The 23,088-nt window shown below is 69.5% G+C and carries 24 protein-coding genes; 14 read left to right on the top strand and 10 right to left on the bottom strand.

Translation table 11 applies throughout. The features are described 5' to 3' along the window. The first annotated feature begins 2 nt into the window (after positions 1 to 2). Genes KME78_RS21225 through KME78_RS21200 form a run of 6 tightly spaced genes read left to right on the top strand, consistent with a single transcriptional unit; the run spans position 3 to position 4,015 of the window. Positions 3 to 974 (top strand): NAD(P)/FAD-dependent oxidoreductase, encoded by a 972-nt coding sequence (locus tag KME78_RS21225; RefSeq protein WP_219530828.1) that lies wholly within the window; start codon positions 3 to 5, stop codon positions 972 to 974. Continuing rightward, a complete protein-coding gene (locus tag KME78_RS21220; RefSeq protein ID WP_219530827.1) occupies positions 962 to 1,291 on the top strand; it encodes a ferredoxin family protein in 330 nt (109 codons plus the stop codon). Before KME78_RS21225 ends, KME78_RS21220 begins: the two co-directional genes overlap by 13 nt. Then, the gene (locus KME78_RS21215) at positions 1,288 to 2,433 is read left to right on the top strand and encodes an FAD-dependent monooxygenase (RefSeq protein WP_219530826.1); all 1,146 of its coding nucleotides are present in this window, start codon (positions 1,288 to 1,290) and stop codon (positions 2,431 to 2,433) included. The genes KME78_RS21220 and KME78_RS21215 overlap by 4 nt, the downstream gene beginning before the upstream one ends. Continuing rightward, complete coding sequence (locus KME78_RS21210; RefSeq protein ID WP_219530825.1) at positions 2,430 to 3,095, top strand: class II aldolase/adducin family protein; 666 nt, start codon at positions 2,430 to 2,432, stop codon at positions 3,093 to 3,095. Before KME78_RS21215 ends, KME78_RS21210 begins: the two co-directional genes overlap by 4 nt. Positions 3,096 to 3,134: 39 nt before the next feature. Then, entirely contained in the window at positions 3,135 to 3,692 is a 558-nt protein-coding gene (locus KME78_RS21205; RefSeq protein WP_219530824.1) for an MBL fold metallo-hydrolase, read from the top strand. Between the two features lie 17 nt (positions 3,693 to 3,709). Further along, the gene (locus KME78_RS21200) at positions 3,710 to 4,015 is read left to right on the top strand and encodes a hypothetical protein (RefSeq protein WP_219530823.1); all 306 of its coding nucleotides are present in this window, start codon (positions 3,710 to 3,712) and stop codon (positions 4,013 to 4,015) included. A 35-nt stretch (positions 4,016 to 4,050) separates the two neighbouring features. Here the strand turns inward: KME78_RS21200 and KME78_RS21195 are convergent, their stop codons facing one another. Continuing rightward, the gene (locus KME78_RS21195; protein WP_219530822.1) at positions 4,051 to 5,067 is read right to left on the bottom strand and encodes a LacI family DNA-binding transcriptional regulator; all 1,017 of its coding nucleotides are present in this window, start codon (positions 5,065 to 5,067) and stop codon (positions 4,051 to 4,053) included. Positions 5,068 to 5,249: 182 nt separating this feature from the next. Between KME78_RS21195 and KME78_RS21190 the strand changes: the two genes are divergently transcribed. The 4 genes from KME78_RS21190 to KME78_RS21175 are packed head-to-tail and all read left to right on the top strand — an operon-like array spanning position 5,250 to position 9,998. Beyond that, positions 5,250 to 6,533, top strand: a complete 1,284-nt coding sequence (locus KME78_RS21190; RefSeq protein WP_219530821.1) for a sugar ABC transporter substrate-binding protein — start codon at positions 5,250 to 5,252, stop codon at positions 6,531 to 6,533. Between the two features lie 4 nt (positions 6,534 to 6,537). After that, positions 6,538 to 7,503 (top strand): carbohydrate ABC transporter permease, encoded by a 966-nt coding sequence (locus KME78_RS21185; protein ID WP_219530820.1) that lies wholly within the window; start codon positions 6,538 to 6,540, stop codon positions 7,501 to 7,503. Continuing rightward, positions 7,500 to 8,306 carry a carbohydrate ABC transporter permease gene (locus tag KME78_RS21180; protein ID WP_219530819.1) on the top strand — a complete coding sequence of 269 codons (807 nt, stop codon included), beginning with the start codon at positions 7,500 to 7,502 and terminating at the stop codon, positions 8,304 to 8,306. Before KME78_RS21185 ends, KME78_RS21180 begins: the two co-directional genes overlap by 4 nt. Positions 8,307 to 8,321: 15 nt before the next feature. Beyond that, entirely contained in the window at positions 8,322 to 9,998 is a 1,677-nt protein-coding gene (locus tag KME78_RS21175) for an amylo-alpha-1,6-glucosidase (protein WP_219530818.1), read from the top strand. Positions 9,999 to 10,047: 49 nt separating this feature from the next. Here KME78_RS21175 and KME78_RS21170 read toward each other — a convergent pair whose 3' ends face one another. Further along, the gene (locus tag KME78_RS21170; protein WP_219530817.1) at positions 10,048 to 10,503 is read right to left on the bottom strand and encodes a MarR family winged helix-turn-helix transcriptional regulator; all 456 of its coding nucleotides are present in this window, start codon (positions 10,501 to 10,503) and stop codon (positions 10,048 to 10,050) included. A gap of 72 nt (positions 10,504 to 10,575) precedes the next feature. On the opposite strand from KME78_RS21170, the gene KME78_RS21165 reads away from it, so the two are divergent. Continuing rightward, positions 10,576 to 11,370, top strand: a complete 795-nt coding sequence (locus tag KME78_RS21165) for an SDR family NAD(P)-dependent oxidoreductase (protein WP_219530816.1) — start codon at positions 10,576 to 10,578, stop codon at positions 11,368 to 11,370. Between the two features lie 330 nt (positions 11,371 to 11,700). Here the strand turns inward: KME78_RS21165 and KME78_RS21160 are convergent, their stop codons facing one another. The 6 genes from KME78_RS21160 to KME78_RS21135 all read right to left on the bottom strand — a co-directional run bounded on the left by KME78_RS21160 (position 11,701) and on the right by KME78_RS21135 (position 18,264). Next, entirely contained in the window at positions 11,701 to 13,284 is a 1,584-nt protein-coding gene (locus tag KME78_RS21160; RefSeq protein WP_219530815.1) for a phospholipase A2, read from the bottom strand. 273 nt (positions 13,285 to 13,557) lie between these two features. Beyond that, positions 13,558 to 14,631, bottom strand: coding sequence for an adenosine deaminase family protein (locus tag KME78_RS21155; RefSeq protein ID WP_219530814.1), 1,074 nt, complete (start codon positions 14,629 to 14,631; stop codon positions 13,558 to 13,560). After that, positions 14,628 to 15,680 (bottom strand): ABC transporter substrate-binding protein, encoded by a 1,053-nt coding sequence (locus KME78_RS21150; RefSeq protein WP_219530813.1) that lies wholly within the window; start codon positions 15,678 to 15,680, stop codon positions 14,628 to 14,630. Before KME78_RS21150 ends, KME78_RS21155 begins: the two co-directional genes overlap by 4 nt. 51 nt (positions 15,681 to 15,731) lie before the next feature. Beyond that, a complete protein-coding gene (locus KME78_RS21145) occupies positions 15,732 to 16,709 on the bottom strand; it encodes an ABC transporter ATP-binding protein (protein ID WP_219530812.1) in 978 nt (325 codons plus the stop codon). Beyond that, positions 16,706 to 17,497 (bottom strand): ABC transporter permease, encoded by a 792-nt coding sequence (locus KME78_RS21140; protein WP_219530811.1) that lies wholly within the window; start codon positions 17,495 to 17,497, stop codon positions 16,706 to 16,708. The genes KME78_RS21145 and KME78_RS21140 overlap by 4 nt, the downstream gene beginning before the upstream one ends. Beyond that, positions 17,494 to 18,264 carry an ABC transporter permease gene (locus KME78_RS21135; protein ID WP_308127054.1) on the bottom strand — a complete coding sequence of 257 codons (771 nt, stop codon included), beginning with the start codon at positions 18,262 to 18,264 and terminating at the stop codon, positions 17,494 to 17,496. Before KME78_RS21135 ends, KME78_RS21140 begins: the two co-directional genes overlap by 4 nt. 192 nt (positions 18,265 to 18,456) lie before the next feature. On the opposite strand from KME78_RS21135, the gene KME78_RS21130 reads away from it, so the two are divergent. Beyond that, on the top strand, positions 18,457 to 19,398 hold the full coding sequence (locus KME78_RS21130) for a LacI family DNA-binding transcriptional regulator (RefSeq protein ID WP_219530809.1): 942 nt from the start codon (positions 18,457 to 18,459) through the stop codon (positions 19,396 to 19,398). On the opposite strand, the gene KME78_RS21125 is transcribed toward KME78_RS21130, so the two are convergent. Continuing rightward, entirely contained in the window at positions 19,391 to 19,987 is a 597-nt protein-coding gene (locus KME78_RS21125) for a helix-turn-helix domain-containing protein (RefSeq protein WP_219530808.1), read from the bottom strand. The two genes, KME78_RS21130 and KME78_RS21125, sit on opposite strands and share 8 nt — an antisense overlap. A gap of 91 nt (positions 19,988 to 20,078) precedes the next feature. On the opposite strand from KME78_RS21125, the gene KME78_RS21120 reads away from it, so the two are divergent. Then, positions 20,079 to 20,705 (top strand): class I SAM-dependent methyltransferase, encoded by a 627-nt coding sequence (locus KME78_RS21120; protein WP_219530807.1) that lies wholly within the window; start codon positions 20,079 to 20,081, stop codon positions 20,703 to 20,705. Then, positions 20,698 to 22,296, top strand: coding sequence for an MFS transporter (locus tag KME78_RS21115; RefSeq protein WP_219530806.1), 1,599 nt, complete (start codon positions 20,698 to 20,700; stop codon positions 22,294 to 22,296). Before KME78_RS21120 ends, KME78_RS21115 begins: the two co-directional genes overlap by 8 nt. On the opposite strand, the gene KME78_RS21110 is transcribed toward KME78_RS21115, so the two are convergent. Further along, positions 22,233 to 22,958, bottom strand: coding sequence for a VOC family protein (locus tag KME78_RS21110; RefSeq protein ID WP_219530805.1), 726 nt, complete (start codon positions 22,956 to 22,958; stop codon positions 22,233 to 22,235). The genes KME78_RS21115 and KME78_RS21110 overlap by 64 nt on opposite strands. Between the last annotated feature and the right edge of the window lie 130 nt (positions 22,959 to 23,088).

Here is a 23,088-nt window from a genome sequence, read left to right as displayed (position 1 = left end):
CGGTGCCCGACACGGAGCTGCTGATCGTCGGTGCGGGGCCGGCCGGGCTGTTCGCCGGGTTCTACGCCGGTATGCGGGGCCTGAGCGTCACCCTGCTCGACAGCCTCCCGCACCTGGGCGGGCAGGTCGCGGCGCTCTACCCGGACAAGAAGATCTACGACATCGCCGGCTTCCCGGCGGTGACCGGCCGCGAACTGACCGAGCGCCTCGTCGAGCAGGCCCACACCGCCCACCCGGACATCGTCCTCGGCGAGCAGGCCGCCCACCTGGAGAAGGACGCCGACGCGGTCACGGTGACCACCTCCACCGGCCGCCGCATCCGCGCGGGCGCGCTGCTCATCACCGCGGGCATCGGCAGTTTCACCCCCAAGCCCCTGCCCGCCCTCGACGGCTTCCGCGGCCGGGGCGTGCACTACCTCGTCGAACCGCCGCAGTCGTACGCGGGCCGCGACGTCGTCATCGTCGGGGGCGGCGACAGCGCCGTCGACTGGGCCACCACCCTGGTCGAGCACGCCCGATCGGTGACGCTCGTGCACCGGCGGCGCCGCTTCCGCGCCCACGCCCGATCCCTGGAGCGGTTGTCCGGCTCGCCGGCCGACGTGCTGGTCGACTGTGAGGTCACCGCCGTACACGGCGACGACGAACTGGAGGGCGTCACCCTCACCGCCACGGGATACCGCAGGGCCGACATCCTCATCCCCGCCCTCGGTCATACCGCCTCCCTCGGCCCGCTCACGGACTGGGGCCTGACCCTCCGCGATCGGCAGGTCGAGGTCGGCACCGACATGGCCACCAGCCTGGACCGGGTCTATGCCGCCGGTGACATCACCGCCTATCCCGGCAAGGTCCGGCTGATCGCGACCGGGTTCGGCGAGGCGGCCACCGCCGTCAACAACATCGCGGTACGGCTGCGCCCCGGCGAGGAGCTGTTCCCCGGCCATTCCACAGAAAGGGCCGCGCCATGGCCTACGTGATCAACGACGCCTGCATCGACGAACTGGACGGCGCCTGCGTCGACGCCTGCCCGGTGGACTGCATCTACGAGGGCCTGACCAAGCGCTACATCAACCCCGGCGAGTGCATCGACTGCGGCGCCTGCCTGCCCGAGTGCCCGGTCGACGCCATCACCGCGCCCAAGGCCGGCGACCCCGTCTGGGCGAAGGACAACGCCGAGTTCTTCGCCCTCCCCTTGCCCGGCCGGGCACAGGCGCTCGGCGATCCGGGCGGCGCCTATGGCACCGGGGCCATCGGGGTGGACACTCCTCTGGTCACCTCACGGACGAAGGGATGACCATGTTTCTGATCATCGGGGGTGGTATCGGCGGCATGACGACCGCGCTCGCCCTCGCCCAGGCCGGGTTCGACGTGCACGTCGCCGAGCAGGCGCCGCGATTCGGGGAGATCGGCGCCGGTATCCAGCTCGCCCCCAACGCGATGCGGATCCTGGAGCGCCTCGGCCTGCGCCCCACACTGGACGAGGTCTCGGTACAGCCGCGCAATCTCGTCTTCATGCACGCCGACACCGGCAAACGGCTCGGCGTCGTCGACCTCGGCCCGGCCTTCCGCCGCCACTTCGGCCAGGCGTACACGGTGCTGCACCGCGGGGATCTGCTGGAGGTCCTGCTGGCGGCCTGCCGGGCCAACCCCCGGATCACGCTGGAGACCGGCCGCGAGATGGTGGCGGTGAGCGCGGACGGCGAGGTGCGCTTCGCCGACGGCACGCTCTACCGCTGTGACGGTGTGGTGGGCGCGGACGGCCTGTGGTCGCGCACGCGGAAGCTGATCTGTGACGACGAGCCGATCTGCGCGCAGTACGTCGCCTATCGCGGCACGCTGCCCACCACCTCAGCCGTCGAGCAGGACGACGAGGTCATCTGGATCGGCCCGGACAAGCACCTGGTCCAGTACCCGATCCGGCGCGGCGAGCTCTACAACCAGGTCGCGGTCTTCCGCAGCCGCCGTTTCCGGCCCGGCACCGACGACTGGGGCACCCCAGAGGAGCTGACCGAGGCTTTCGCAGCTTCTTGCGAGGAGGTGCGGTCCTCCGTCGCGTTGATGCCCACGGATCGCCGATGGCCGATGTACGACCGGCTGCCGATCGCCACCTGGACCAAGGGAAGGGTGACGCTGCTCGGCGACGCCGCCCACCCTATGCTCCAATATCTCGCCCAGGGCGCCTGCCAGGCGATCGAGGACGCCGCGTGCCTGGCCAGGCACCTGGCCAAACACGGCGGGGACGTCGCCGAGGCGTTCGCCGGATACCAGGCGGAGCGTGGCCCCCGTACCGGGCAGGTGCAGACGGTCGCCCGCGCGTGGGGCGAGATCTGGCACGCCGGCGACCTGGTGATCCCGGCGCTGCGCGACCGCGTCTTCGCCCGCCGCGCCGCCGACGACTACACCGACCTCGACTGGCTCTACCAGGAGGCGCTGTGAGGGAGCAGGTCGCCGAGGCGAGCCGGGCGCTGGCCGCCGCCGGGCTGAGCGACATGGTCTGGGGTCACGCCTCGCTCCGTGATCCCGAGGGCCGCGGCGTCTGGATGAAGGCGTCCGGCTGGGGCTTCGAGGAGATCGACGCCGACCGGGTCGTCCTGGTCACGCCGGACGGCGAGGTGCTCGACGGCGAAGGCAAGCGGCACCTCGAGTACCCCATCCACACCGAGATCATGAACGCCAGGCCCGGCGTCGGGTGCGTGGTGCACACGCACGCCCCCGCGCTGGCCGCCTTCGCCTCGCTGGACCAGCCGCTCCGGCCCATCTCGCACGACGCCGTGCCCTTCCACGACCTGCCCCGCTTCACCGTGACCGGCGCGTTGATCGCCACTCCTGAACTGGGCAGAGCATTGGGCGAAACCCTTGGCGCGGCCAACGCCGTCCTGATGCCGCGGCACGGCGCCGTCACCGCGGGGCCCGACCCCGCCGCCGCGGTGATGTACGCGGTCCTGCTCGAACGCGCCTGCCGTACCCAGCTGATGGCGATGGCCGCGGGCGGCCCGCGGATATGGTCCGACGAGGCCGAGACGGCCTTCAAGAACGAACAGGTGTGGAACCCGGCCCAGCTCGAGGCCGGCTATCGCTACCTGACCAGGAAGAGCTGACGGAACAGCTGTACCTCCCTACCACCTTGGCTGTGACACATGCAGATCACCCACTTCGGCCACGCCTGCGTCCTGGTCTCCGGCGACCGGCGACTGCTGCTCGATCCCGGCACCTATGCCACCGGCTTCGAGGACCTGCGTGACCTCGACGCCGTCCTGGTCACCCATGAGCACCCCGACCACCTGGACACCGACCGGATCCCCGCCCTGCTGGCGGCCAACCCCGCCGTCCGCGTCGGCGACGTGCCCGACGGGATCGAGACCGTCGAAGGCGAGCACGCCGTCATTCACCCGCTGCTGCCGGGCATGGCCAACACCGGCTACCTGCTCGACGGCCGGATCTTCCACCCCGGCGACGCCTTCACCCCGCCACCGTGGCCGGTACGCGTGCTGCTGCTGCCCGTCGGCGGGCCATGGCTGAAGATCGGCGAAGCCGTCGACTACCTGCGAACCATCGAACCCGAACTGGTGATCCCCATCCACCAGGCCGGCCTCGCACCCGTCCACCAGGCACTCCACCACCAGCTCATCCGCAACCTGGCGCCGCGTCGAACCCAGGTCGAGGTGCTCGAACACGGCGTGCCGTACACCCTCTGATCGAAAGACTCCATCTCTTGCCGGCGGCAGGCCCCGAAGCCGGGAAGGTGACCGGCCGCCGGCACTACAACTCCGGCTCCTGGCACTCCACCTGGGCCGTCGTCGGCGTCCCCTCCGGAAGCCGCGCTTGGAAGGAACAGGGGAACCAGGCGCGCTGGGGCGGGCCGCCGTTGACGGAGATGTCGGCGTGGCGGGGGCCCAGGAAGCCGGAGGTGGTGTTGCCGTCGGCGTGCATGACCGTGGCCAGGTCGATCGCGGCCGTGGTGCTGCCGATGGCGGCGCCGGTGGCCGATGAGGCGGGGATGTCGAATCGATTCGACTAGACGATAGGCGGATCTGGTCCGATGGTCAAGACCCGTCAGGCGCGTGGCCGGGCGGGCCCGGTCGTGCTGCGGAGCGAGATCGGCGGGGCGGCCAGGAGGTGGCGGTGCGGGGTGCCGGGGTCGGCGATGCGCTGGATGAGCAGCTCGACGGCGCGGGCGCCCATCTCGTCCGCGGGTACGTCGGCGGCGGTCAGCGGGGGGTGCAGGCTCTCGGCCCAGTGCTGGGCGGCGACGCCGGCGACGGAGAAGTCCCCGGGTACGGTCAGGCCCGCTTCGGCCAGCGCGCGGTACATGCCGAAGACCGCCGCCTCGTTGATGGTGGCGATGGCGGTCAACTCCGGGTGCTCGGCGAGGAGTTGCCGAAGGCAGGACTGTCCGGCCTGGGCGTCGTCGCCGCAGCAGACCCGCACACCGTTCAGGCCGCGTTCGGCGATGGCCCGGTCGAAGCCGGCCTGCGCGCGGTGGCCGGGGCCGTATCCGGCGGCGACCAGCTCGGCGCTGCGATTGACCAGCGCCACCTGCCGGTGGCCGAGGTCGGCCAGGTGGTGGACGCATTTGGCGATGAGCGTCTCGTAGTCGATGTCCACCCAGGACATGTCCTCCGGGTGGCGGGTACGGCCGATGCCGACGAACGGCAGGCCGCTGCTCAGCAGCCGGGCGACCCGGTCGTCCTCCAGCCGGATCTCCATGAGGACGACGCCGTCCACGCGCCGGCCGGTGACGACGCGCTCGAAGGAGCGGTCGTGCTCGCCGCCCGAGGGCGACAGCAGGACGTCCAGGTCGGCGCGGGCGGCGGCGTCGACCACGCTGGCCACGAAGCCGAGCTGCATGTCGGTCAGGCGCTGGCTGGCCGGTGGGATGACCAGGCCGATGGTGCGGGTGCGGCCCTCCTTCAGCGCCCTGGCGGCGGCGTTGGGCCGGTAGCCGAGCTCGTCGATGACCGTCTGGATGCGGCGCTTGGTCTCCTCCGACACCGGGCGCTTGCCGGTGAGCGCGTAGGAGACGGTGCTGCGCGACACGCCCGCCCGCTTGGCGATCTCTCCGATGTTCACCCGTGCTCCTCGTCCGATCCGCCGCTCGGCGACCATCGTAGGTCGAATCGGTTCATGACGTGGTCGTCCGTGCCGTGAAGGTGCCGCCGCACACATCCCCATTGACTCCTGTGCTGGAGCGGGCCTATGTTCGGTCGAACCGATTCGGCGAATCGATTCGACTTCGTTCGGAGGTCAGTTCAATGAAATCAGCGGCAAGGAGCCGGCGTGCGGCCGGCGTGGGTCTGGCGGTCCTGGCCGTCCTGGGCGGGCCGGTCGCCTGCTCGTCATCGTCCGGCGGCGTCGACAGCAGTGCTTCGACGAGCGCCGGTCAGGCCGCCGGGGGCGGGACGACGTACACGATCTGGGACCCGTACCCGCAGTACGACAAGAGCTCGGAGTGGGTGAAGCTGCTGGACAAGTGCGGCACCGACGCCGGGGTGAAGGTGGAGCGCACCGGCTACGACACCAGCGACCTGACGAACAAGGCGCTGCTGGCGGCTCAGCAGGGCAACTCGCCGGACGTGCTGATCGTGGACAATCCGGTGGTCTCCACGCTGGCCGAGGCCGGCGTGCTCACCACCACCGAGGAGAACAAGCTCGACGTCTCGGCCATCGCGCCGAACCTGCTGGCGGCCGGCCAGAGCGGCGGCAAGACCTACGGCGTACCGATCGGCGCCAACACCCTCGCCCTGTACTACAACAAGGACGTCCTGAAGAAGGCCGGGGTGGACATCTCCTCGGTGAAGGACTGGGCCTCGCTGACGGCGGCGCTGACGAAGGTGAAGGCGGCCGGCAAGAAGGGCATCACCTTCTCGGCGATCGGCACCGAGGAGGGCAGCTTCCAGTTCCTGCCCTGGCTCTGGGGCTCGGGCGCGAACCTCACCAAGCTCGACTCACCTGAGGGCGTCTCGGCCGTGGCCCTGTGGGCGGACTGGCTCAAGAAGGGGTACGCCCCCAACTCCGTCATCAACAACACCCAGACGACCAGCTGGCAGGAGTTCGCCACCGGCGACTTCGCCTTCGCCGAGAACGGCACCTGGCAGCTCGCCAACGCCAAGAAGGCCGGCTTCGCCTACGGCATCGTCCCGGTTCCCGGCAAGGACGGCGGCACCGCGCCCGCTCCCACCGGCGGCGAGTTCGTCAGCATCCCCGTGCAGTCCGACACCGGCCGCTACGCCACCGCCCAGAAGCTGGTGGCCTGCCTGACCAGCGCCGACAACTCGCTCACCACGACGACCACCCTGTCCTACATCGCGCCCACCGAACAGGTGCAGGCCAAGCAGGTGGCGGCCACGCCCGACCTGAAGGTGTGGGTGGAGGCGGTCAAGGCGGCCAAGGGACGCACCAGCGACGACCTCGGCACCAAGTACCCGAAGATCTCCGAGCCCCTGTGGGGCGCGGTGCAGGCGGCGCTGAGCGGGTCCAAGTCTCCCCAGGAGGCCATGGCCGCGGCGCAGTCGGCCGCGGCGAGCGCGATCCAGTAGCGGCATGAGCCGAATCACCCAGACGCAGGCGCGTCCTGCCGCCCGCGGCTCCGTACCGGCGACGGGACGGAGCCACCGGGGGGCCCGCGCGCGGTCCGGCCAGTGGGCGGCATGGGCGTTCCTCGCCCCGGTCGTGCTCTACCTGCTGGTTTTCTACGCCTATCCGCTCTACCGCAACGTCGAGCTGAGCCTGCGCAATTACACCGTGCGCTCCTTCGTGCGGGGCGACGCCCCGTTCGCCGGGTTCGCCAACTACGCCAAAGTGTTCGCCGATGCCACCTTCTGGCCCGCGCTGTGGCACACGGTGGTGTTCACCCTGGTGTCGCTGGCCTTCCAGTTCACCATCGGGCTCGCGCTGGCGTTGTTCTTCCTGACGAACTTCCGGCTGTCGGCCACGCTCAGGGGGTTGTTCCTGGTGCCGTGGCTGCTGCCGCTGATCGTGTCCGCCTCCACCTGGTCGTGGCTGCTCAACAGCGAGTCCGGCGTGGTCAACGCGGTGCTGTCGTGGATCGGGATCGGCCCGGTGAACTGGCTGACCTCGCCGGACTGGTCGCTGTGGTCGGTCATCATCGCCAACATCTGGATCGGCATCCCGTTCAACCTCGTCGTGCTGTACTCCGGGCTGCGGGCGATCTCGCCGGCCATCTACGAGGCCGCCGCGCTGGACGGGGCGAACGGCTGGCAGCGGTTCTGGCGGGTCACCTTCCCGCTGCTGCGCCCCGTGTCGGCGATCACGCTGCTGCTCGGCCTGGTCTACACGCTGAAGGTGTTCGACATCATCTGGATCATGACCAAGGGCGGGCCGAGCGGGTCCTCCACCACGTTCGCCACCTGGTCCTACCGGCTCGGGTTCGGCAACCTCGTGCCCGCGTTCGGGCCCGGAGCCGCCGTCGGGAACCTGCTCATCGTGGCGGCGCTGGTCTTCGGGCTGATCTACATCCGCGCACAGCGCAGGCAGGCCCTGGCATGAGGCGCCTCAAGACCGCGATCGGCCTGGTGCTCACGGCGGTGATGCTGTTCCCGGTCTACTGGATGATCAACGTCTCGTTCACCCGCGACCAGGACATGCGCAGGACCCCGCCGAGCTGGTTCCCGGTCGACGGCACGCTGGACGGCTACCGGGCGGTGCTGGACCAGCAGCTGCCCTACCTGGGTGTGAGCCTGGTCGTCGGGCTCGGCACGGTGGCGCTGACCCTGCTGCTCGCGGCGCCGGCGGCGTACTCGCTGGCCAAGCTGCGCCCACGTGGCGGCGGGGCACTGAGCTTCGTGCTGCTCATCGCGCAGATGATCCCGGGGATCATCATGGCGATGGGTTTCTACGCCATCTTCCTCACCACCGGCGTGCTCAACACCGTGCCCGGGCTGATCGTGGCCGACTCCACCCTCGCCGTGCCGTTCGCGGTGCTCATCCTGACCGCGTTCATGTCCGGCATCCCCGACGAACTGCTGCAGGCGGCCCGCACCGACGGCGCCGGCGTGGTGCGGACGTTCACCTCGATCGTGCTGCCGGTCAGCCGTAACTCGATCATCACCGTGTCGCTGTTCGCCTTCCTGTGGGCGTGGTCGGACTTCATCTTCGCCGGCACCCTTGACCAGGGCGGCGACCACCAGCCCATCACGCTGGGCATCTATCACTACATCGGCAACAACAACCAGGAGTGGAACGCCATCATGGCCACCGCCGTGATCGCCTCCATCCCGGCTGCCATTCTGCTCGTCGTCGCCCAGCGCTACGTCGCGGCAGGCGTCACCGCCGGTGCCGTCAAAGACTGAAGGGACCCTCTTTTCATGACCGTCGCCGCTTCAGGCCCGGTGTTCTCCCTGCGGGAAATCCCGTTCAGCTACCGCGGATCCTGGTTCGGGTTCTCGCCCGTGGTGGCGGAGCAGACCTATGCCGAGGATGTGCATCTGGTCTCGCACCAGACCGGCATGCACGCGGTTCTCCGGCTGGTCCCCGCCGTCGAGACCACCATCACCGCCACCCCGCACCAGCTCACCTGGAGCCGCGACGACGGCCGGATCGACCTGGTCTACGACAATCCCGACACCGTACGCGTCAAAGGCCGCGGCCTCGGGCTCCACCTGCTGGCCGCCGACCCCGTACTGACGCCGTTCAGCGGCCCGTACTTCTACCAGGACCCCCGCGACGACTCCTACGTCTTCACCGTCTACCAGACCGGCCGCCGCTACCGGATCACCCTCATCAGCGGGCGGGCCGACCACCTCGGCGCCCAGGCGCTGGGCACCGCCGAGCGCGGCGTCGTCCTGCCGGACGACGAGGCGTGGGAGATCGCCATCGAGGAGTACGAGACCGCGCGCGCCCCCTACGCGAGCACGGACGCCTTCGAACAGGTGGCCAAGGCGGCGCGGGCCGAGTTCGACGCGTTCGCCGCGGCGGTCGCGCCCTGGCGCGGCGACCGCACACCCGCCGCCGAACTGGCCGCCTACGTGCTGTGGTCGGCCACCGTGCGCCCCGCCGGCTTCGTCACCCGGCCGGCCGTGCTCATGTCCAAGCACTGGATGGACAAGGTGTGGAGCTGGGACCACTGCTTCAACGCCCTCGCCCTCGCCGACGGCCTGCCCGAGCTGGCCTGGGACCAGTTCCGGCTGCCCTTCGACCACCAGGACGCCGCGGGCGCGCTGCCCGACTCGGTCACCCACTCCGAGATCCTCTACAACTTCGTCAAGCCGCCCATCCACGGCTGGGCCCTGCGCCACCTCCCGCCCGCGCCCGATCCGGGCGAGACCTATCGGCTGCTGGAACGCTGGACCACGTTCTGGCTCGACGCCCGCCGCGCCCCGGGGCGAGAGCTGCCGCACTACCAGCACGGCAACGACAGCGGCTGGGACAACGCCACCACCTTCGACCACGAGCGGGTCGTCGAGACCGCCGACCTGGCCTCCTTCCTCGTGCTGCAGCTGCGCCAACTGGCCAGCCTGGCCCCCGACCCGGACACGTCCGCCCGATGGAGCGAGCAGGCGGACCGGATGCGCGACGCGCTGCTCACCGAGCTGTGGGACGGCGAACGGTTCCGCGCTCGGGGCGTGCGCTCCGGACGTACCTGGTCCAGCTCCAGCCTGCTCGACCTCATGCCGATCGCGCTGGGGGAGGAGCTGCCGCGACCCGTCCGTGCGGCGCTGGCCGCCCGGATCGAGCGGCACCTGACCGCGTTCGGTCCCGCCACCGAACTGCCCGACTCTGAGCACTACCAGGACGACGGCTACTGGCGCGGGCCCATCTGGGCGCCGTCGACCGTCCTGATCGAAGACGGCTTGCGCCGCGCCGGATACCCGGACCTGGCCGACGAGATCAGCGCCCGCTTCCGCGCGCTGTGCGAGAAATCGGGCTTCGCCGAGAACTTCGACGCCCGCACCGGCGAGGGCCTGCGCGACCGCGCCTACACCTGGACCGCTGGCGCCTACCTCATCCTCGCCGCCGCCCACGAGAGACGAACCAGACCGTGATCCTGCGGACGGGTGCGCACGCCACGAGGCGCCCGTGCCGCCAGACCGGTCAGGTCTCCCGGACCGCGTCGGCCGCCTGATGGAGCAGCGCCGTCAGCCGTGTGGTGCTCTCGGGGCCGAGCTTCTCGGTGATCTGCCGTTCGATCTCCGCGACCACGGCATCGGCCAGGCGCAGCGTGTCGCGGCCGGCGTCGGTGAGGTGGAGCTCCTGCACGTGGCGGTGGCGCGGGTGCGGCCGGCGTTCCAGCTGGCCCCGGTCCTCCAGCCGGGCCACCAGGGAGGCCACGGCTTGCGGGGTGACGTTCAGGCGGCGGGCCAGCTCCGCTCCGGTCAGGCCGGGATCGGCATGGACGCGGATCAGCAGGGAGTAGTGGGCCGCCGCCATGCCCAGTGGTCGCAGCCGCTGCTCCTTCAGGGCCTGCACGGCCATCTCCGCCTGCCGTAGCGCCCAGGTCACCCGGTCCAGTGCGTCGGCGGCGACCGGCCCTACGTCTTCCTGCGTCACGCCAAAAGAGTACGGCAGTGGACGACTATCAAGCGTTTGACAGTCAACAAGCGCTTGAGGAACCATGGGCTCATGTCACGCACCCTTGCTCTCATCACCGGTTCCTCGTCCGGCATCGGCGCCGCGTACGCCCGCCTTCTCGCGGCTGACCACGACTTCGTGCTGGTCGCCCGGCGGGTCGATCGGCTGTCCGAGCTGGCGGACGAACTCCGTACGGCCGGTGCCACGGTCGAGGTCCTGCCCGCGGATCTCGCGACGCAGGAAGGCCTCGCCGCGGTGACCAAGCGCCTGGCCGTCGGCGATGTCCGGCTGCTGATCAGTAACGCGGGGGTCGGCGGCTACGCCCCGCTCGCCGACATCGACCCGGACGAGATCGGGCGCCTGCTCACCCTCAACGCCGTCGCGCCCGTCCAGCTCGTCCGCGCCGCCCTCCCCGGCATGCTGGCCGCGGGCGACGGCACCGTCATCACCGTCGCCTCATTGCTCGCCTTCAGCGCCGGCCAGACGGACCCGCGCATGCCGCTCCGCACCCTGTACGCGGCTTCTAAGGCCGCCACGGTGGCCTTCACCCGGACTCTGGCCCACGAGCTCGCCGACACCGGTGTCCGGACCCAGGTGGTCTGCCCTGGTTTGGTGGCTACGGAGTTCAACGACGGTTCCGGACGCGACGCTCCCTTCGCCATGACCGCGGAAGCCGTGGCCCAGGCCGGCTTGGCCGGGCTGCGCCTGGGCGAGACGATCTGCGTGCCCGGCCTGGAGGATCGCACGGCCGCGCTCGATGCCCTCCTGGCCGCGGAAACCGCCCTCCTGGCGGGTGGCAACCGCCCGAACCCCGCCACCCGTTACAGCCAACCGGAGGCCCACTGAGCGTCAGGTGCTGGGGGAGGGACGCGGCCATGCGGCCACGACCACGGCCCGCTCGGAACGCGGGCGCGCGGCGGCTCGGCCGGGAAGCCGCCGCGCGGGCGGGCTGAAGGGGCCGCTGCCGCGTAGGCCGGCCTGGTCGCGATCGCCGTGGCCGCCGGTGCCACGAGGAGACGGGATAGGACTGGCAATTTCATGACGTACCGCGCCTTACATAACGGAGGTGCAGGGAAACGACGCCGGGATGAGGGGTGGCCGGACGGCGACCGATGCCGCCGTCCGGCCAGACCCGAGGAAGTCACAGCGCAGGTTTACGACTTGCTCGCGCCGTTCTCAGGGGTTGCCGAATTTCAGGACAGCCATGTAGTAAACCGCCGCGATCTTTCTACAGGCGCCCCGCACCAGGATGAAGTAGCCCCCGCACACCTTGTCCTTCAAGGTGATGTAGAAGCGGGTGTCCACGTCGACCTTTCGTGCGTGAGTGGGGTCGAGGTAATAGAGATATCCCATTTTCTTGTTGTGTATCAGGCCGTACCCGTAGTCATGGGAGTCACAGGCCGGTCGGAAGTCGAAGCCGGTAGGGCGGTCCGGTCCCGGCTTCGTGCAGTGGTCGTAGACGATGCCCATGACCTTGAAGCCGCTGGCGGTCCGCTTCCAGTCCGGGTAGCGCCATGTGCCGCCGTGGTACGCCCAGGCCTTGCAGCCCTTCTTCGTGTACCACATCCAGGTCTTGGCGGTGTTGCACTTCTTCGGGTAGGACTGCGGGGGATCCACGCCGTCCGGCGGGAAGTCGCTGGCCGGCGGCCCGCTGGCGTCGGGGTCGTCCGGCCCGCCGCCCTCGGTCGGCCCGCCGTTGACCGGCATGTCGGTGCCGGTGGCGGTCACCTGCGGAGCGGCGACGCCCGCCGGGAAGCTGAGCTGCCATGCGCCGTTGCTCGCGGACTCGATCGACGACAGGCGTCCCACCGAGTCGTAGGCGTAGGTCGCCTGGGTGTCGCCGACGCTGGGATCGGTCACGGCACGCAGGAGGCCGTTCTGGTCGTAGGTGTAACTGGCCTCGGTCTGCGGCGATTCGGTTCCGTAGGTGACCGTAGCGCTCTTGAGCCGGCCCGCGAAGTCGCCGAAGGAGGTGCCGCCGGCCGTGGTGGCCGTGGCGTAGGTGAACGTGGTGACGGACGCGGGGTTCTCGCCGCGCGCCGGTTCCTTGACGGTGCTGACCCGGGCCTGGGCGTCGTAGGTGATCGCGGTCTTGCCCAAGGCGGTGGTGCCCACGCTGGTCACCCGCCAGGGGTCGGCGCTGGGCGCCCCGGACTGCCGTGACCAGGTGTAGGTGAGCTGGATGTCGGCGTCGCTGACGGGGGTGCCGTCGGGGTTGGTCATGGGCTCGTCGCCCTCATCCAGGGGACCCAGATCTGTCTTGAACGTCTCGGCCGTCGTGGTGCGCATCGCGCTGACGACCGGGTCCCACTTGGTGGTTTCGGTGATCTTGGATCCGTCGGTGGCCTCGTATGTGTTGATGCCGCCGCCGTCGGGAGTGGAGACGCTGCTCTTCAGGGGGTAGCTGGTCGACGTCCCTTCTTCGAGCTCCGTGGCGACGAAGGTGCCGTTCTGGTTCTCCAGTTTCCGGTTGATCTGCCCACCTTCGAACTCGGCCTGCCAGCCCGGCCCGAAGACCGCCAATTCGGGGCGGGTGGCCGGGGCCGACTGTGGCCGGGCCAGGTCGCCACTGGTCAGAGCCACACCGTGCCTGCGGCTGATCGCGCCCGCGGACACGTCCAGCTCGGTGAGCTGGAAGGTCTTGGTGTCGGCGGAGTACTGGCCGGGGCCGATCTCCTGAACGTCAGCCGGTGGCGGATCCGCGAGCACGGTGGCGGGGGTGGCGACCGCGATCTCAGGCGCGAGGAAGGGGAAGAGCATTGACGCCGTGAGGGCGACAGGAAGCGCTAATCGGCGCAAGTTGTGCCTCCAAGTAAAAAGCGAAAATGATCTGATCACTTGGAGAGTAAGTGTTGGTAAATCGTTTTGACAAGAGCCCTTTCGAGGTGAGGTTCAAATCGCTTGTGAGGCCATGTCCCAGGGTTTCTCATTCCTGAGTACCCGCAGGTTGGAAGGGTTTATGGTCAATTTATGGAGAATTTATGGCGATGGTGTGGAGGCTTTGATAATAATGAGGGGCAGGTGTCCGGTCGGCTACTCCGCGCTCGCGAGTTCGCGCTCGAAGCGCTTGCGCAGCGCGTCCTTCTCGGGCTCCGGCAGCCAGCACGCCTCCACCCCGGCCAGCGCCATCGCGCGCAACCGCTCATCCGGTACGCCGAGCTGGTCGGACAGGATCCGATACTCGTTCGCCAGCGACGTCGGGAACATCCCGGGATCGTCGGAAGCGGGAATGACGTTCAGCCCGGCCTCGAGCATCGCCGCGATCGACGCCCGCCGCCACGGCCGCCACGAGCGCCGCGAGGTGGTCGAGATGACGGTGAACGGGACCTGCTCGTCCCTGACCCTGGCGACGACCTCGTCGTCCTCGAGCACGAAGTAGCCATGGTCGATCCGGTCGCACCCGAGCACGTCGAGACAGGTGAGCGTGTTGACGGCGACGGGCGCGTGCTCGGAGGAGTGCGCGGTACGACGGAGCCCGGCCGCACCGGCGAGCCGGAAGGCGGCCTCGAACCGCTCGGGCGGCCCGGCGGTCTCCAGGTTGTCCAGCCCGATCCCCGCCACGTACTCGTGCGGGTTGTCCACGACCGTGCGGATCCAGGAGAGCGCCTCCTCGCCCGACCTGCTCCGGTCGACGGCCGCGATGAGCCGACCCGACATGCCGAAGTCGCGTTCCGCCATCTTGATGCCCTCGGCGTACGCCTCGATCACCGTGGCGTAGCCGAGCTTCTCCTGATGCCCGGTCAGCGCGTCGAAGGAGACCTCGAGATGCCTGGTCGCGCTGGTCCGGTGGGCGTTCTCGAACGCCTCGTAGGTGATCCTGGTGAGATCGTCAGCCTCGCGCAGGACCTGGAGAACCCACGAGGACACCTGGAACAGCGAATAGGACACCTCGGGCTCGTCCGCGCTCCTGCCCTGGGGCACCGGGATCCGGGTGTTCAGGTAGAGCGCCGGGTCCGGCGGCAGCGAGTTCACATCCGCGTAGATCCGCTCGGGCGTGTCGGGCAGGTCGAGCCCCTCCCTCCTGGCCAGCTCGGCGAACGTCGAGGCCCGTACGGTGCCGATGAGGTGGCAGTGCAGATCGACCTTGGGCATCCGGTCAAGGTTCACTTGCCGGCCACCTCGCGGGTGAAGCGGTCGACCCAGGTGGTGCGGGTGTCGACGAGCTGGGCGGGGTCGAGGGTCTTGAACCCGGCGGCCACGGGGTCCTTCGCCGCCTCGCCCGTCACCTTGGCGATGTCGGCCGGGATGTCGGCCTTGAGGTTCGTGGGCAGGTCACCGACGGCCTTCGCCATGGCGCTCTGCGCCTCGGCCGACAGCATGTAGTCGATGAACTTCGCCGCTCCCTGCTGGTTGACCGCGCCCTTGGGGATCATCGCCCGGTTGGTGGCCATGTAGCGGCCCTTGGCGGGAGCCGTCCAGGCGATCGGCTCGCCCGAGGTGGCGAGCTTGGTGGCGAAGCCGCTCAGCGCGTCGGCGGCGACGATCTCGCCCTGGTTCAGCAGGTTCGTGACCTCGGTCGAGGAGGTGTAGAACTGCAGGACGTTCGGCGCCCAACCGGCCAGGGTCTTCAACGAGGTGTCGATGTCGTAGGGGCCCTTGCCGTACGACTCACCCACCCCCGAGATCATGAGTTGCCCGGCGGTCACCGAAATATCGGGAAGGGCGACCTTTCCCTTGTTCGCCGGGTTCGCGAACAGCGCCCAGTCGGCGGCCTGCTTCTGACTGAGCTTGCCGGTGTTGTAGATGATCCCGTTGAGCTGGTGCGTGTAGGCCGGCCCCTCGTAGGCGCCCTCGGTCGCGAACGGCGCGAGCTCCTTGATGTTGGGTACGTCGACCTTCTGGAAGAGGCCGTCCTTCTGCCCGAGCGCGGCGAAGTAGTCGGAGATCAGCACCACGTCCGCTTCCGGCTTGCCCTTGGTGAGCTTCAGCTTCGACAGCCGGTCGGAGTTGGACCCGGTGTCCAGCTCGACCTTGATCCCCGTCTGCTTGGTGAACGGGGTGACGACCGCCTGCTCGAACTCCTTCACCCCGAAGGGGAAGGTGCTGACGACGATGGTGTTCTGGTCGGCCTGCTTCTCAGCGGAGCCGGAGCCGGAGCATCCGGCTGCGGCGAGCACCGTCAGAGCAGCGGCCAGTACGGCGCGGCGCGTGGGCATGGGGTTCCTTCTTTCACGGAATTCAGCGGAATTCAGCGGAGCTCAGGGAGCTCAGCGGGGGAGTGAGACGAGATGGTCGTCCGGCGCGATCACCGTGACGCTCGATCCGGGTGTCAGGGTCGTGCCGCTGCGTACGTCGGCGAGCAGCCTCACGGTCGCGCCCGACGGGTCGACCACGTCGAGCGAGACCAGCAGGTCGACGCCGCGGAAGGCCACGTCGACCACGGTCGCGTCCAGGCCGTGGCCTTCCTCGGCGAGGCGCAGATGCTCGGGCCGGATGGTCAGCGGGGTGCCGTCGGCCGCGGTGAGGAAGTTCTCGTAGCCGAGGAACTCGGCGACGAAGCGGTCGGCCGGACGGGGGAAGACCTGCTGGGGAGAGCCCTGCTGCACGATCCGGCCCTCGTTCATGATGACCATCTCGTCGGACATCTCCAGCGCCTCGTCCTGGTCATGGGTGACGAGGATGACGGTCAGCTTGGTCTCGGCCTGGATGCGCCTGATCTCGGCCCGCATCTGTACGCGCAGACGGGCGTCGAGGTTGGACAGCGGCTCGTCGAGCAGCAGGAGCTTGGGCCTGATCGCGATCGCCCTGGCCAGTGCCACCCGCTGCTGCTGCCCGCCGGAGAGCTTTTTCGGCTTGCGGTCGGCCAGGTGCGCGAGCCCGACGAGCTCGAGCGTCTCCATGACCCGCGACCGTCTTTCCGCGGCCGGCACCTTGCGCAGCTTGAGCCCGTAACCGACGTTGTCGGCCACCGTCATGTGCGGGAACAGCGCGTACGACTGGAAGACCATCCCCAGGTTCCGCTTCTCCGGCGGCGTGCGGGTGCTGTCGATCCCGTCGATGCGGATCGTCCCCGACGTCGGTGCCGAGTAGCCGGCGATCATCCTGAGCGTGGTGGTCTTGCCGCAGCCGCTCGGCCCCAGCAGTGTCGTCAGCTTCCCTGACGGCACGGCGAGGTCGATCTCATCGACGGCGGTGAAGGAGCCGAACCTCTGGGTGACTCCGATCAGCTCGGCGGCGGCGGTCATTGGTTGATCCCTCCGAAGATCTTGGCGAATCCGACCGTGCGCTCGGCGATCACCGCGATGACCACGGTGGCGGCCAGGATGAGAGTGGACGCGGCGGCGACCATCGGGTCATAGGACTGCTGCACGTAGTCGAGCATCGTCACCGGCAGCGTCCGGAAGTCGCGTCCCTGCAACAGGAGCGACAGCGGCACGTTGTTGAACGACGTGACCACGCTGAGCAGCCCGGCGGAGAAGATCCCCGGCCGCAGGACGGGCAACGTCACGTTGAAGAACGCGCGCAGCGGCGAGGCGCCGAGGCCCCGGGCGGCCTCCTCCAGCACGGGGTCGGCCAGCGCGAGCGAGGCGCCGGTCACGCGTACCGCATAGGGCAGCATCAGCGCCGTGTGCCCGACCAGCAGCGTGCTGAAGTTGTCCAGGCCCAGGCCGACCATCAGCTGCTGGAACAGCGCGAGGCCGACGACCAGCTCAGGGACGATGAGCGGCGACAGGAACAACCCCTCGACCAGGCCCTTGCCGGGGAGCTTGCCACGGTGGACGGCGAGCGTGACCGGCACCCCGAGCAGCAGCGCGAGCGCGGTGGCGAGGACGGCGAGCTCCAAACTGGAGATCGCGGCCTCGATGAACGGCTCGTAGCCGAGCGCCTCGTCGAACCAGCGCAGCGAGATCCCGTCCGGCGGGAACCTCAGAGTGCTGCCCGCCGTGAAGGCGGTGGCGACCACGAAGATGATCGGCACGATCATGATGACGTAGCCGATGACCGCGAGCGCCGCCGTGATCGGCCGCTTCATGAGGTGGCCCCCTTCCGCCCGATCAGCGAGGACAGCCCGGAGACCAGGAAGACCAGGACCGTCATGATGAGCGCCGTCGCCGAGGCGGAGGCCCAGTCGACCGTGGTGCTGGCGTAGTTGAACAACTGCGTGGACAGCATCCGCTGGCTGGACCCGCCGAGCAGATAGGGCGTGGTGTAGGCGGTGACGGACCCCGCGAAGACCAGGGTGGCGGCCACCACGATGCCCGGCATGGTCAGCGGGATGACGATGTTCCACATCGTGCGGATCCGGCTCCCGCCGAGCCCGCGCGAAGCGTCGTCCAGGCCGGGATCGACCTGGGCGACGGCCGAGTAGCAGGAGATGATCGCCAGCGGCAGGAACAGCTGGGTGAGGCCCAGGACGATCGCCAGCTTGGTGTAGAGCAGTTGCGGCGCCACATCGACGACGCCGAGCTGGACGAGCAGCCGGCCGAGCGCCCCCTTGGAGCCGAGGATCACCAGCCAGCCGAACGTCCGCACCACGTTGCTCAGCATCAGTGGGAAGATCGCCACTGCCAGGAAGACCCCGCTCCAGCGTGACGGCGAGCGGGCGAGCCAGTAGGCGATCGGAAAGCCGAGGACGACGCAGATGATCGTGACAGCCAGGGCCAGCCCGACCGTGCGCCCGATCACCTCCAGGTCGTAGGGATCCGTGAGCATCTCGCCCAGGCGTGCGAAGATCTGGCTGGTCGGCACGTCCGGCGGCGCGAAGAGCATCGCGGCGGAGGGGATGAGGAAACCTGCCACGAGAAGGACGAGACCAGGCACCAGGAGGAAGGCCGATGTGCGGGAGATGTCGGCGTCCTTTCTCAGTGGCGTACGCTTGTGTGGAACCGGTTGCGGAACCGGTTCCATGAGCCTGACCATAGATTATGAGCGGCCCCGCGCACAAACCCCTGCGTGAATTCCGTGTTACGACGACTGACTGAAGGAGGATGGGTGCCGACACTCGCGGACGTCGCCGCGCTGGCCGGGGTCTCGAAGGCGACGGCCTCCCGCGCCCTGGGCCGGCCGGATCTGGCCGCCCCGGAAACGGTGGCCCGCGTCCGTGCGGCCGCTGAGCAGCTCGGATTCGTTCCCAACCGGGCAGCCACCCAGCTGGCCCGGGGGCGGACCGGCGTGGTCGCCATCGTCGTGCCGACGCTGGACAACACCTTCTTCACCCCGATCATCGGCGGTGCCCAGGCGCGGGCGGCCGACTCGGGCATGCAGCTGACCATCGCGGTGCACTCTCTGGAGCACGCGGCCCAGCTCGCCTCGGTCGAGCAGCTCGCGCACCAGGTCGACGGCTTCCTGCTGACCGCGCCCCGGGGCTCGGACGAGATCGTCCGCGCCGCCGCGTCGTACAAGCCGACCGTGCTCATCGACCGTGAGATCGACGGGATGACCTCGGCGGTCGCCGACACGGCCGCCGCCTTCGGGGCGCTCGTCACCTGGTTCGCCGAGAAGGGCCACGAGCGCATCATCTACATCGGCGGCCCGGCGGGCTCCTGGCAGGATCGCCAGCGCCAGGCGGCCATCCGCGCCGCGGCGGAGTCGAGCGGCGCGACGCTGACCATGCTCGGCCCCTACCCTTCGACGTTCGCCGCCGGAGTGGAGACGGCGGAGGCCGTGCTGGCCGCCGGCGCGACCGCAGTCGTCCCCTACGCGACCTCGATCGGCCTCGGTGTCATGTTCGCCCTGCTCAACCGCGGCATCCGGGGCGTCGTGGTCAGCTCGGAGCGCATGATCGTCGAGAGCCTCGGCCTGGGCGACGTCCCCTCGATCGACGTGGACGGCGAGAAGCTCGGCGAGGTGGCCATGGACCAGCTCATGACCCTCCTCGGCGAGCGCAAGGAGGCACCACCCAGCAGGCGCCGCCTCACCGTCCCGATCAGCTAGCCGGGCCAGATTTCGGTGCCGCGCGGACGTGCGCGCGTTCGCCTTGTTTCCCGATGAGACTCAGGAACTCGACGGGACCGGCGCTGGTGGCCCCGAACCAGTGCGGGGTGCGCGTGTCGAACTCCGCGGCCTCTCCCGGCTTGAGGATGAGGTCGTGTTCGCCGAGTACGAGGCGGAGCGTTCCGTTGAGGACGTAGGCCCAGTCGTAGCCCTCGTGGGTGCGCAGGTCGGGCTCGGCGTCGTCGCTTCCGGCCGGGAGGACGAACTTGTAGGCCTGGATGCCGCCGGGCCTCCGGGTCAGCGGCAGGATGACCGAGCCGTCGGCGCTGGGGATCGGACGCAGATTGACGCGGGGGTCGCCGGTCGGCGGCGCGTCGACGAGCTCGTCGAGCGTGACGCCATAGGCGCGAGCGAGCGGAAGCAGCTGCTCGAGCGTGGGGCGTCGCAGGCCCGCCTCGAGCCGGGACAAGGTGCTGACGGAGATGCCGGTCTCCGCCGCGAGGCCGGCGAGCGTGACGTCGCGCCGCAACCGAAGGCGTTTCAACCTCGGCCCGACAGCGTCAAGAGTGCGATCTATGGCTTCGTCCACCCCGCCATTTTGCCATTCGGCAACGACGTTTGCACATCCGCCTCCTCGATCAGCACCATGAGGCGCGAACCGCGAACGAAAGGGACGATCTATGACGCACGACTTCGACAAGGACTTCTGGGAGCGGCACTGGCAAGAGGGCCCCGGATCCATGGGCGGCAACCCGCCGAACCCGTACCTCGCTCGGGAGACCAGCGGACTGACACCAGGTACGGCATTGGATGCGGGGTGCGGCGGCGGCGCCGAGGCGATCTGGCTCGCCTCCCACGGCTGGCACGTCACCGCGGCCGACATCTCCTCCGAGGCCCTCGCCCGCGCGGCCGAGCGCGCAGCGACGAGTGGGGCGCCTGAGCACTTGCGGTGGGTAGAGGCGGATCTGAGTGCCTGGAGCCCGGGCGAGCCTTTCGACCTGGTCATGACCCACTATGCCCACTCGGCGATGCCCCAGCTGGAGTTCTACGACCGCATCGCCGAATGGGTGGCTCCCGGCGGCACGCTGCTCATCGTGGGACACCTGCACACCCCGGGATCGACCGGCCACGGGCACCACCCTCCCGCCGAGGCGTCGGTCACCTCCGCGGCCATCACCGCGCGGATGGACGGCGCGGAGTGGGAGATCGTCACCGCGGAAGAGCACCTCCGCACGGTCACCGGCCGAGCGGTCCCCCTCCACGATGTCGTCGTGCGCGCCACCCGGCGGAAGGAATCCCATGCGTAGGAACACCCCCGCCCCGATCATCGACGACCCACGGCAACGACGTACGATCTTGGTCGCGGTCTGCATCGCGCTCATGGCGGTCATCGCTTCGGTGTCCGGGCTGAACGTCGCCCAGCCGGAGCTCGCCGTCGCGTTCGACGCCTCGCAGAGCGAGGTCTTGTGGTTCATCAACATCTACACCATCACGCTGGCCGCGGCGCTGCTGCCGCTCGGCGCGATGAGCGATCGGTGGGGCCGCAGGCCGGTGCTGCTGGCCGGCCTGCTCGTCTTCGGAACAGCGAGTGCGGCGGCCGGACTTGCCACGTCATCCGAGATCATGCTCGCCGCGCGGTTCCTGAGCGGCATAGGAGCGGCGATGATCATGCCGGTCACCCTCGCCGTCATCACCTCGACCTTCCCGGACGAGGAACGCTCCAAGGCGATCGGCGTGTGGACCGGCGTCGCCGGCGGTGGGGGCATCGTGGGGATGTACCTGTCGGCCGTCCTGGTCGACGTGGCGAGCTGGCGATGGCTCTTCGTCCTGCCGGTCGTGCTCGTCGTCGTCGCCGTCGTCATGGCGCTGCGATCCGTCCCGAACTCGCGCGAGGAGTCAGGGCACGGGTTCGACGTCGTCGGTTCGCTGTCGTCCGTGGTCGCGGTGGTCGGGCTCGTCTTCTTCCTCCACGAGGGCCCCGAACGAGGCTGGACCGCGCCCGTGACGCTCGTGAGCCTCCTGGTCGGCGTCATCGCCGCTGCCGGGTTCGTGGCCTGGGAACTGCGCCGGCAGGCTCCGCTCCTCGACGTCCGCCTGTTCCGCGAGCGAGGTCTCGCGAGCGGTTCCGTGTCGCTCCTGGCGGTCTTCGGTGTGCAGGCAGGGATCTTCGTGGTCCTCTTCCCGTATTTCCAGGCGGTGCTCGGCTGGTCCGGCCTTCGCTCCACCCTGGCGCTCATGCCGATGGCGCTGCTGATGATGTTCGCCTCGGGCCTCGCTCCGCGGGTGGCCGCGCGCATCGGCAACCGCGGGGCGATGGCCTCAGGGATCTTCCTGGGCGGCGCGGGGCTGGCCCTCATGGCCACCTCCGTCTCCGTCGACGGCGGCTACCTGTCGATCCTGCCCGGCATGCTCGCCATGGGACTCGGCATGGGTGTCACGATGACGCCCTCCACCGAGGCCATCACCACCGCCTTGCCGCGTGAGCGTCAAGGTGTCGCGTCCGCGCTCAACGACGTCACCCGGGAGCTGGGCAGCGCGCTCGGTGTCGCGCTGCTCGGGGCGGTCCTGACCGCCGGCTATCGCGGCGCCATCGGCTCCCGGCTCGACTCCCGGCTCGATGGGGTGCCGTACGACGCCGCCGACACCGCCCGCGAGGGCATCGCCAACGCCCTCGCGGCCGCCGACGGGCTCGGCCCCCAGGCGCGGGCGCTGACCCGAGCCGCCCAAGAGTCCTTCGTCGACGGCTGGCAGCAGGCCATGTGGGCAGGCGCGGTCGTCATGGCCGTCCTGTTCGTCTACGTTCTGGCGCGAGGTCCGCGGCAACGGACCTCGGGTCACGCTGCCGAGGGGGGCAACACACAGAACTCGTTGCCATCGGGATCGGCCAGCACCACATGACCGACCCCGTGCTGGCCGATGTCGATCCGAGTCGCTCCAAGTGAGACGAGACGGTCGACCTCCGCTCGCTGATCACCGTCCGCGGGTGGGGCGAGGTCGAAGTGCATCCGGTTCTTGCCGGTCTTCGGCCTCACCGGCGGGCCGCCCCACGTGATCTTCGGACCGCCGTGCGGCGAACGGATCGCGGTCTCCTCGTCCTGGTCCCAGACCAACGGCCAGTCCAGTGCCTTGCTCCAGAAGTAGCCGACCTCCTGCGAACCGTCGGACGCGAGCGCGCCGATGAATCCGCAGTCGGCGAGGAAGTTGTTGCCCGGCGGGATGACGCAGAACTCGTTGCCTTCGGGGTCGGCGAGCACCACATGGCCCTCCTCCGGCAGTTGCCCGACGTCGATGTGCCGGGCGCCGAGTGCGAGCGCCCTCTCCACCGTCCGTTCCTGGTCCGCGTGGTTGCTCGTCATGTCGAAGTGGATCTGGTTCGGTTCGGTCTTCTTCTCCTCGGTGGGAAGGCAACGGATCCGGAACCCGGTGTCATCGTTCGGCAGGAGCGTGATGCCCTCGTGGGGGTCGTCGGTCATCTCCCAGCCCAGGAATCCGGCCCAGAAGCGCGCGAGACCGAGGGGGTCGTTCGCATCGAAACAGAGCGCGACAAGCTGAGAAGTCATAGAGCATCCCCAATCCGCTGACCCACCTGCGCAGACAGGACACGTCCTCCTGGCGCATGACCCAGCAACGCTAGCCCGCTCAAAGACGGCGACGCCAACGATTTTGCGGCAGAAGGCGGTGCTTTCGGGT

The sequence above is a fragment of the Nonomuraea guangzhouensis genome, assembly GCF_019396345.1.
GTDB classification, from domain to species: Bacteria; Actinomycetota; Actinomycetes; order Streptosporangiales; family Streptosporangiaceae; genus Nonomuraea; species Nonomuraea guangzhouensis.
Note: the sequence above shows the minus strand (reverse complement) of the source record. Positions and strands in the feature narration are given on the sequence as shown.

Coding starts and splice junctions, on each gene's coding strand:
- KME78_RS21160 (WP_219530815.1), bottom strand. CDS start 13,284: ATGCTCTTCCCCTTCCTCGCGCCTGAGATCGCGGTCGCCACCCCCGCC.
- KME78_RS21115 (WP_219530806.1), top strand. CDS start 20,698: ATGCGTAGGAACACCCCCGCCCCGATCATCGACGACCCACGGCAACGA.
- KME78_RS21165 (WP_219530816.1), top strand. CDS start 10,576: ATGTCACGCACCCTTGCTCTCATCACCGGTTCCTCGTCCGGCATCGGC.
- KME78_RS21220 (WP_219530827.1), top strand. CDS start 962: ATGGCCTACGTGATCAACGACGCCTGCATCGACGAACTGGACGGCGCC.
- KME78_RS21120 (WP_219530807.1), top strand. CDS start 20,079: ATGACGCACGACTTCGACAAGGACTTCTGGGAGCGGCACTGGCAAGAG.
- KME78_RS21140 (WP_219530811.1), bottom strand. CDS start 17,497: ATGAAGCGGCCGATCACGGCGGCGCTCGCGGTCATCGGCTACGTCATC.
- KME78_RS21150 (WP_219530813.1), bottom strand. CDS start 15,680: ATGCCCACGCGCCGCGCCGTACTGGCCGCTGCTCTGACGGTGCTCGCC.
- KME78_RS21190 (WP_219530821.1), top strand. CDS start 5,250: ATGAAATCAGCGGCAAGGAGCCGGCGTGCGGCCGGCGTGGGTCTGGCG.
- KME78_RS21205 (WP_219530824.1), top strand. CDS start 3,135: ATGCAGATCACCCACTTCGGCCACGCCTGCGTCCTGGTCTCCGGCGAC.
- KME78_RS21175 (WP_219530818.1), top strand. CDS start 8,322: ATGACCGTCGCCGCTTCAGGCCCGGTGTTCTCCCTGCGGGAAATCCCG.
- KME78_RS21185 (WP_219530820.1), top strand. CDS start 6,538: ATGAGCCGAATCACCCAGACGCAGGCGCGTCCTGCCGCCCGCGGCTCC.
- KME78_RS21215 (WP_219530826.1), top strand. CDS start 1,288: ATGACCATGTTTCTGATCATCGGGGGTGGTATCGGCGGCATGACGACC.
- KME78_RS21180 (WP_219530819.1), top strand. CDS start 7,500: ATGAGGCGCCTCAAGACCGCGATCGGCCTGGTGCTCACGGCGGTGATG.
- KME78_RS21110 (WP_219530805.1), bottom strand. CDS start 22,958: ATGACTTCTCAGCTTGTCGCGCTCTGTTTCGATGCGAACGACCCCCTC.
- KME78_RS21145 (WP_219530812.1), bottom strand. CDS start 16,709: ATGACCGCCGCCGCCGAGCTGATCGGAGTCACCCAGAGGTTCGGCTCC.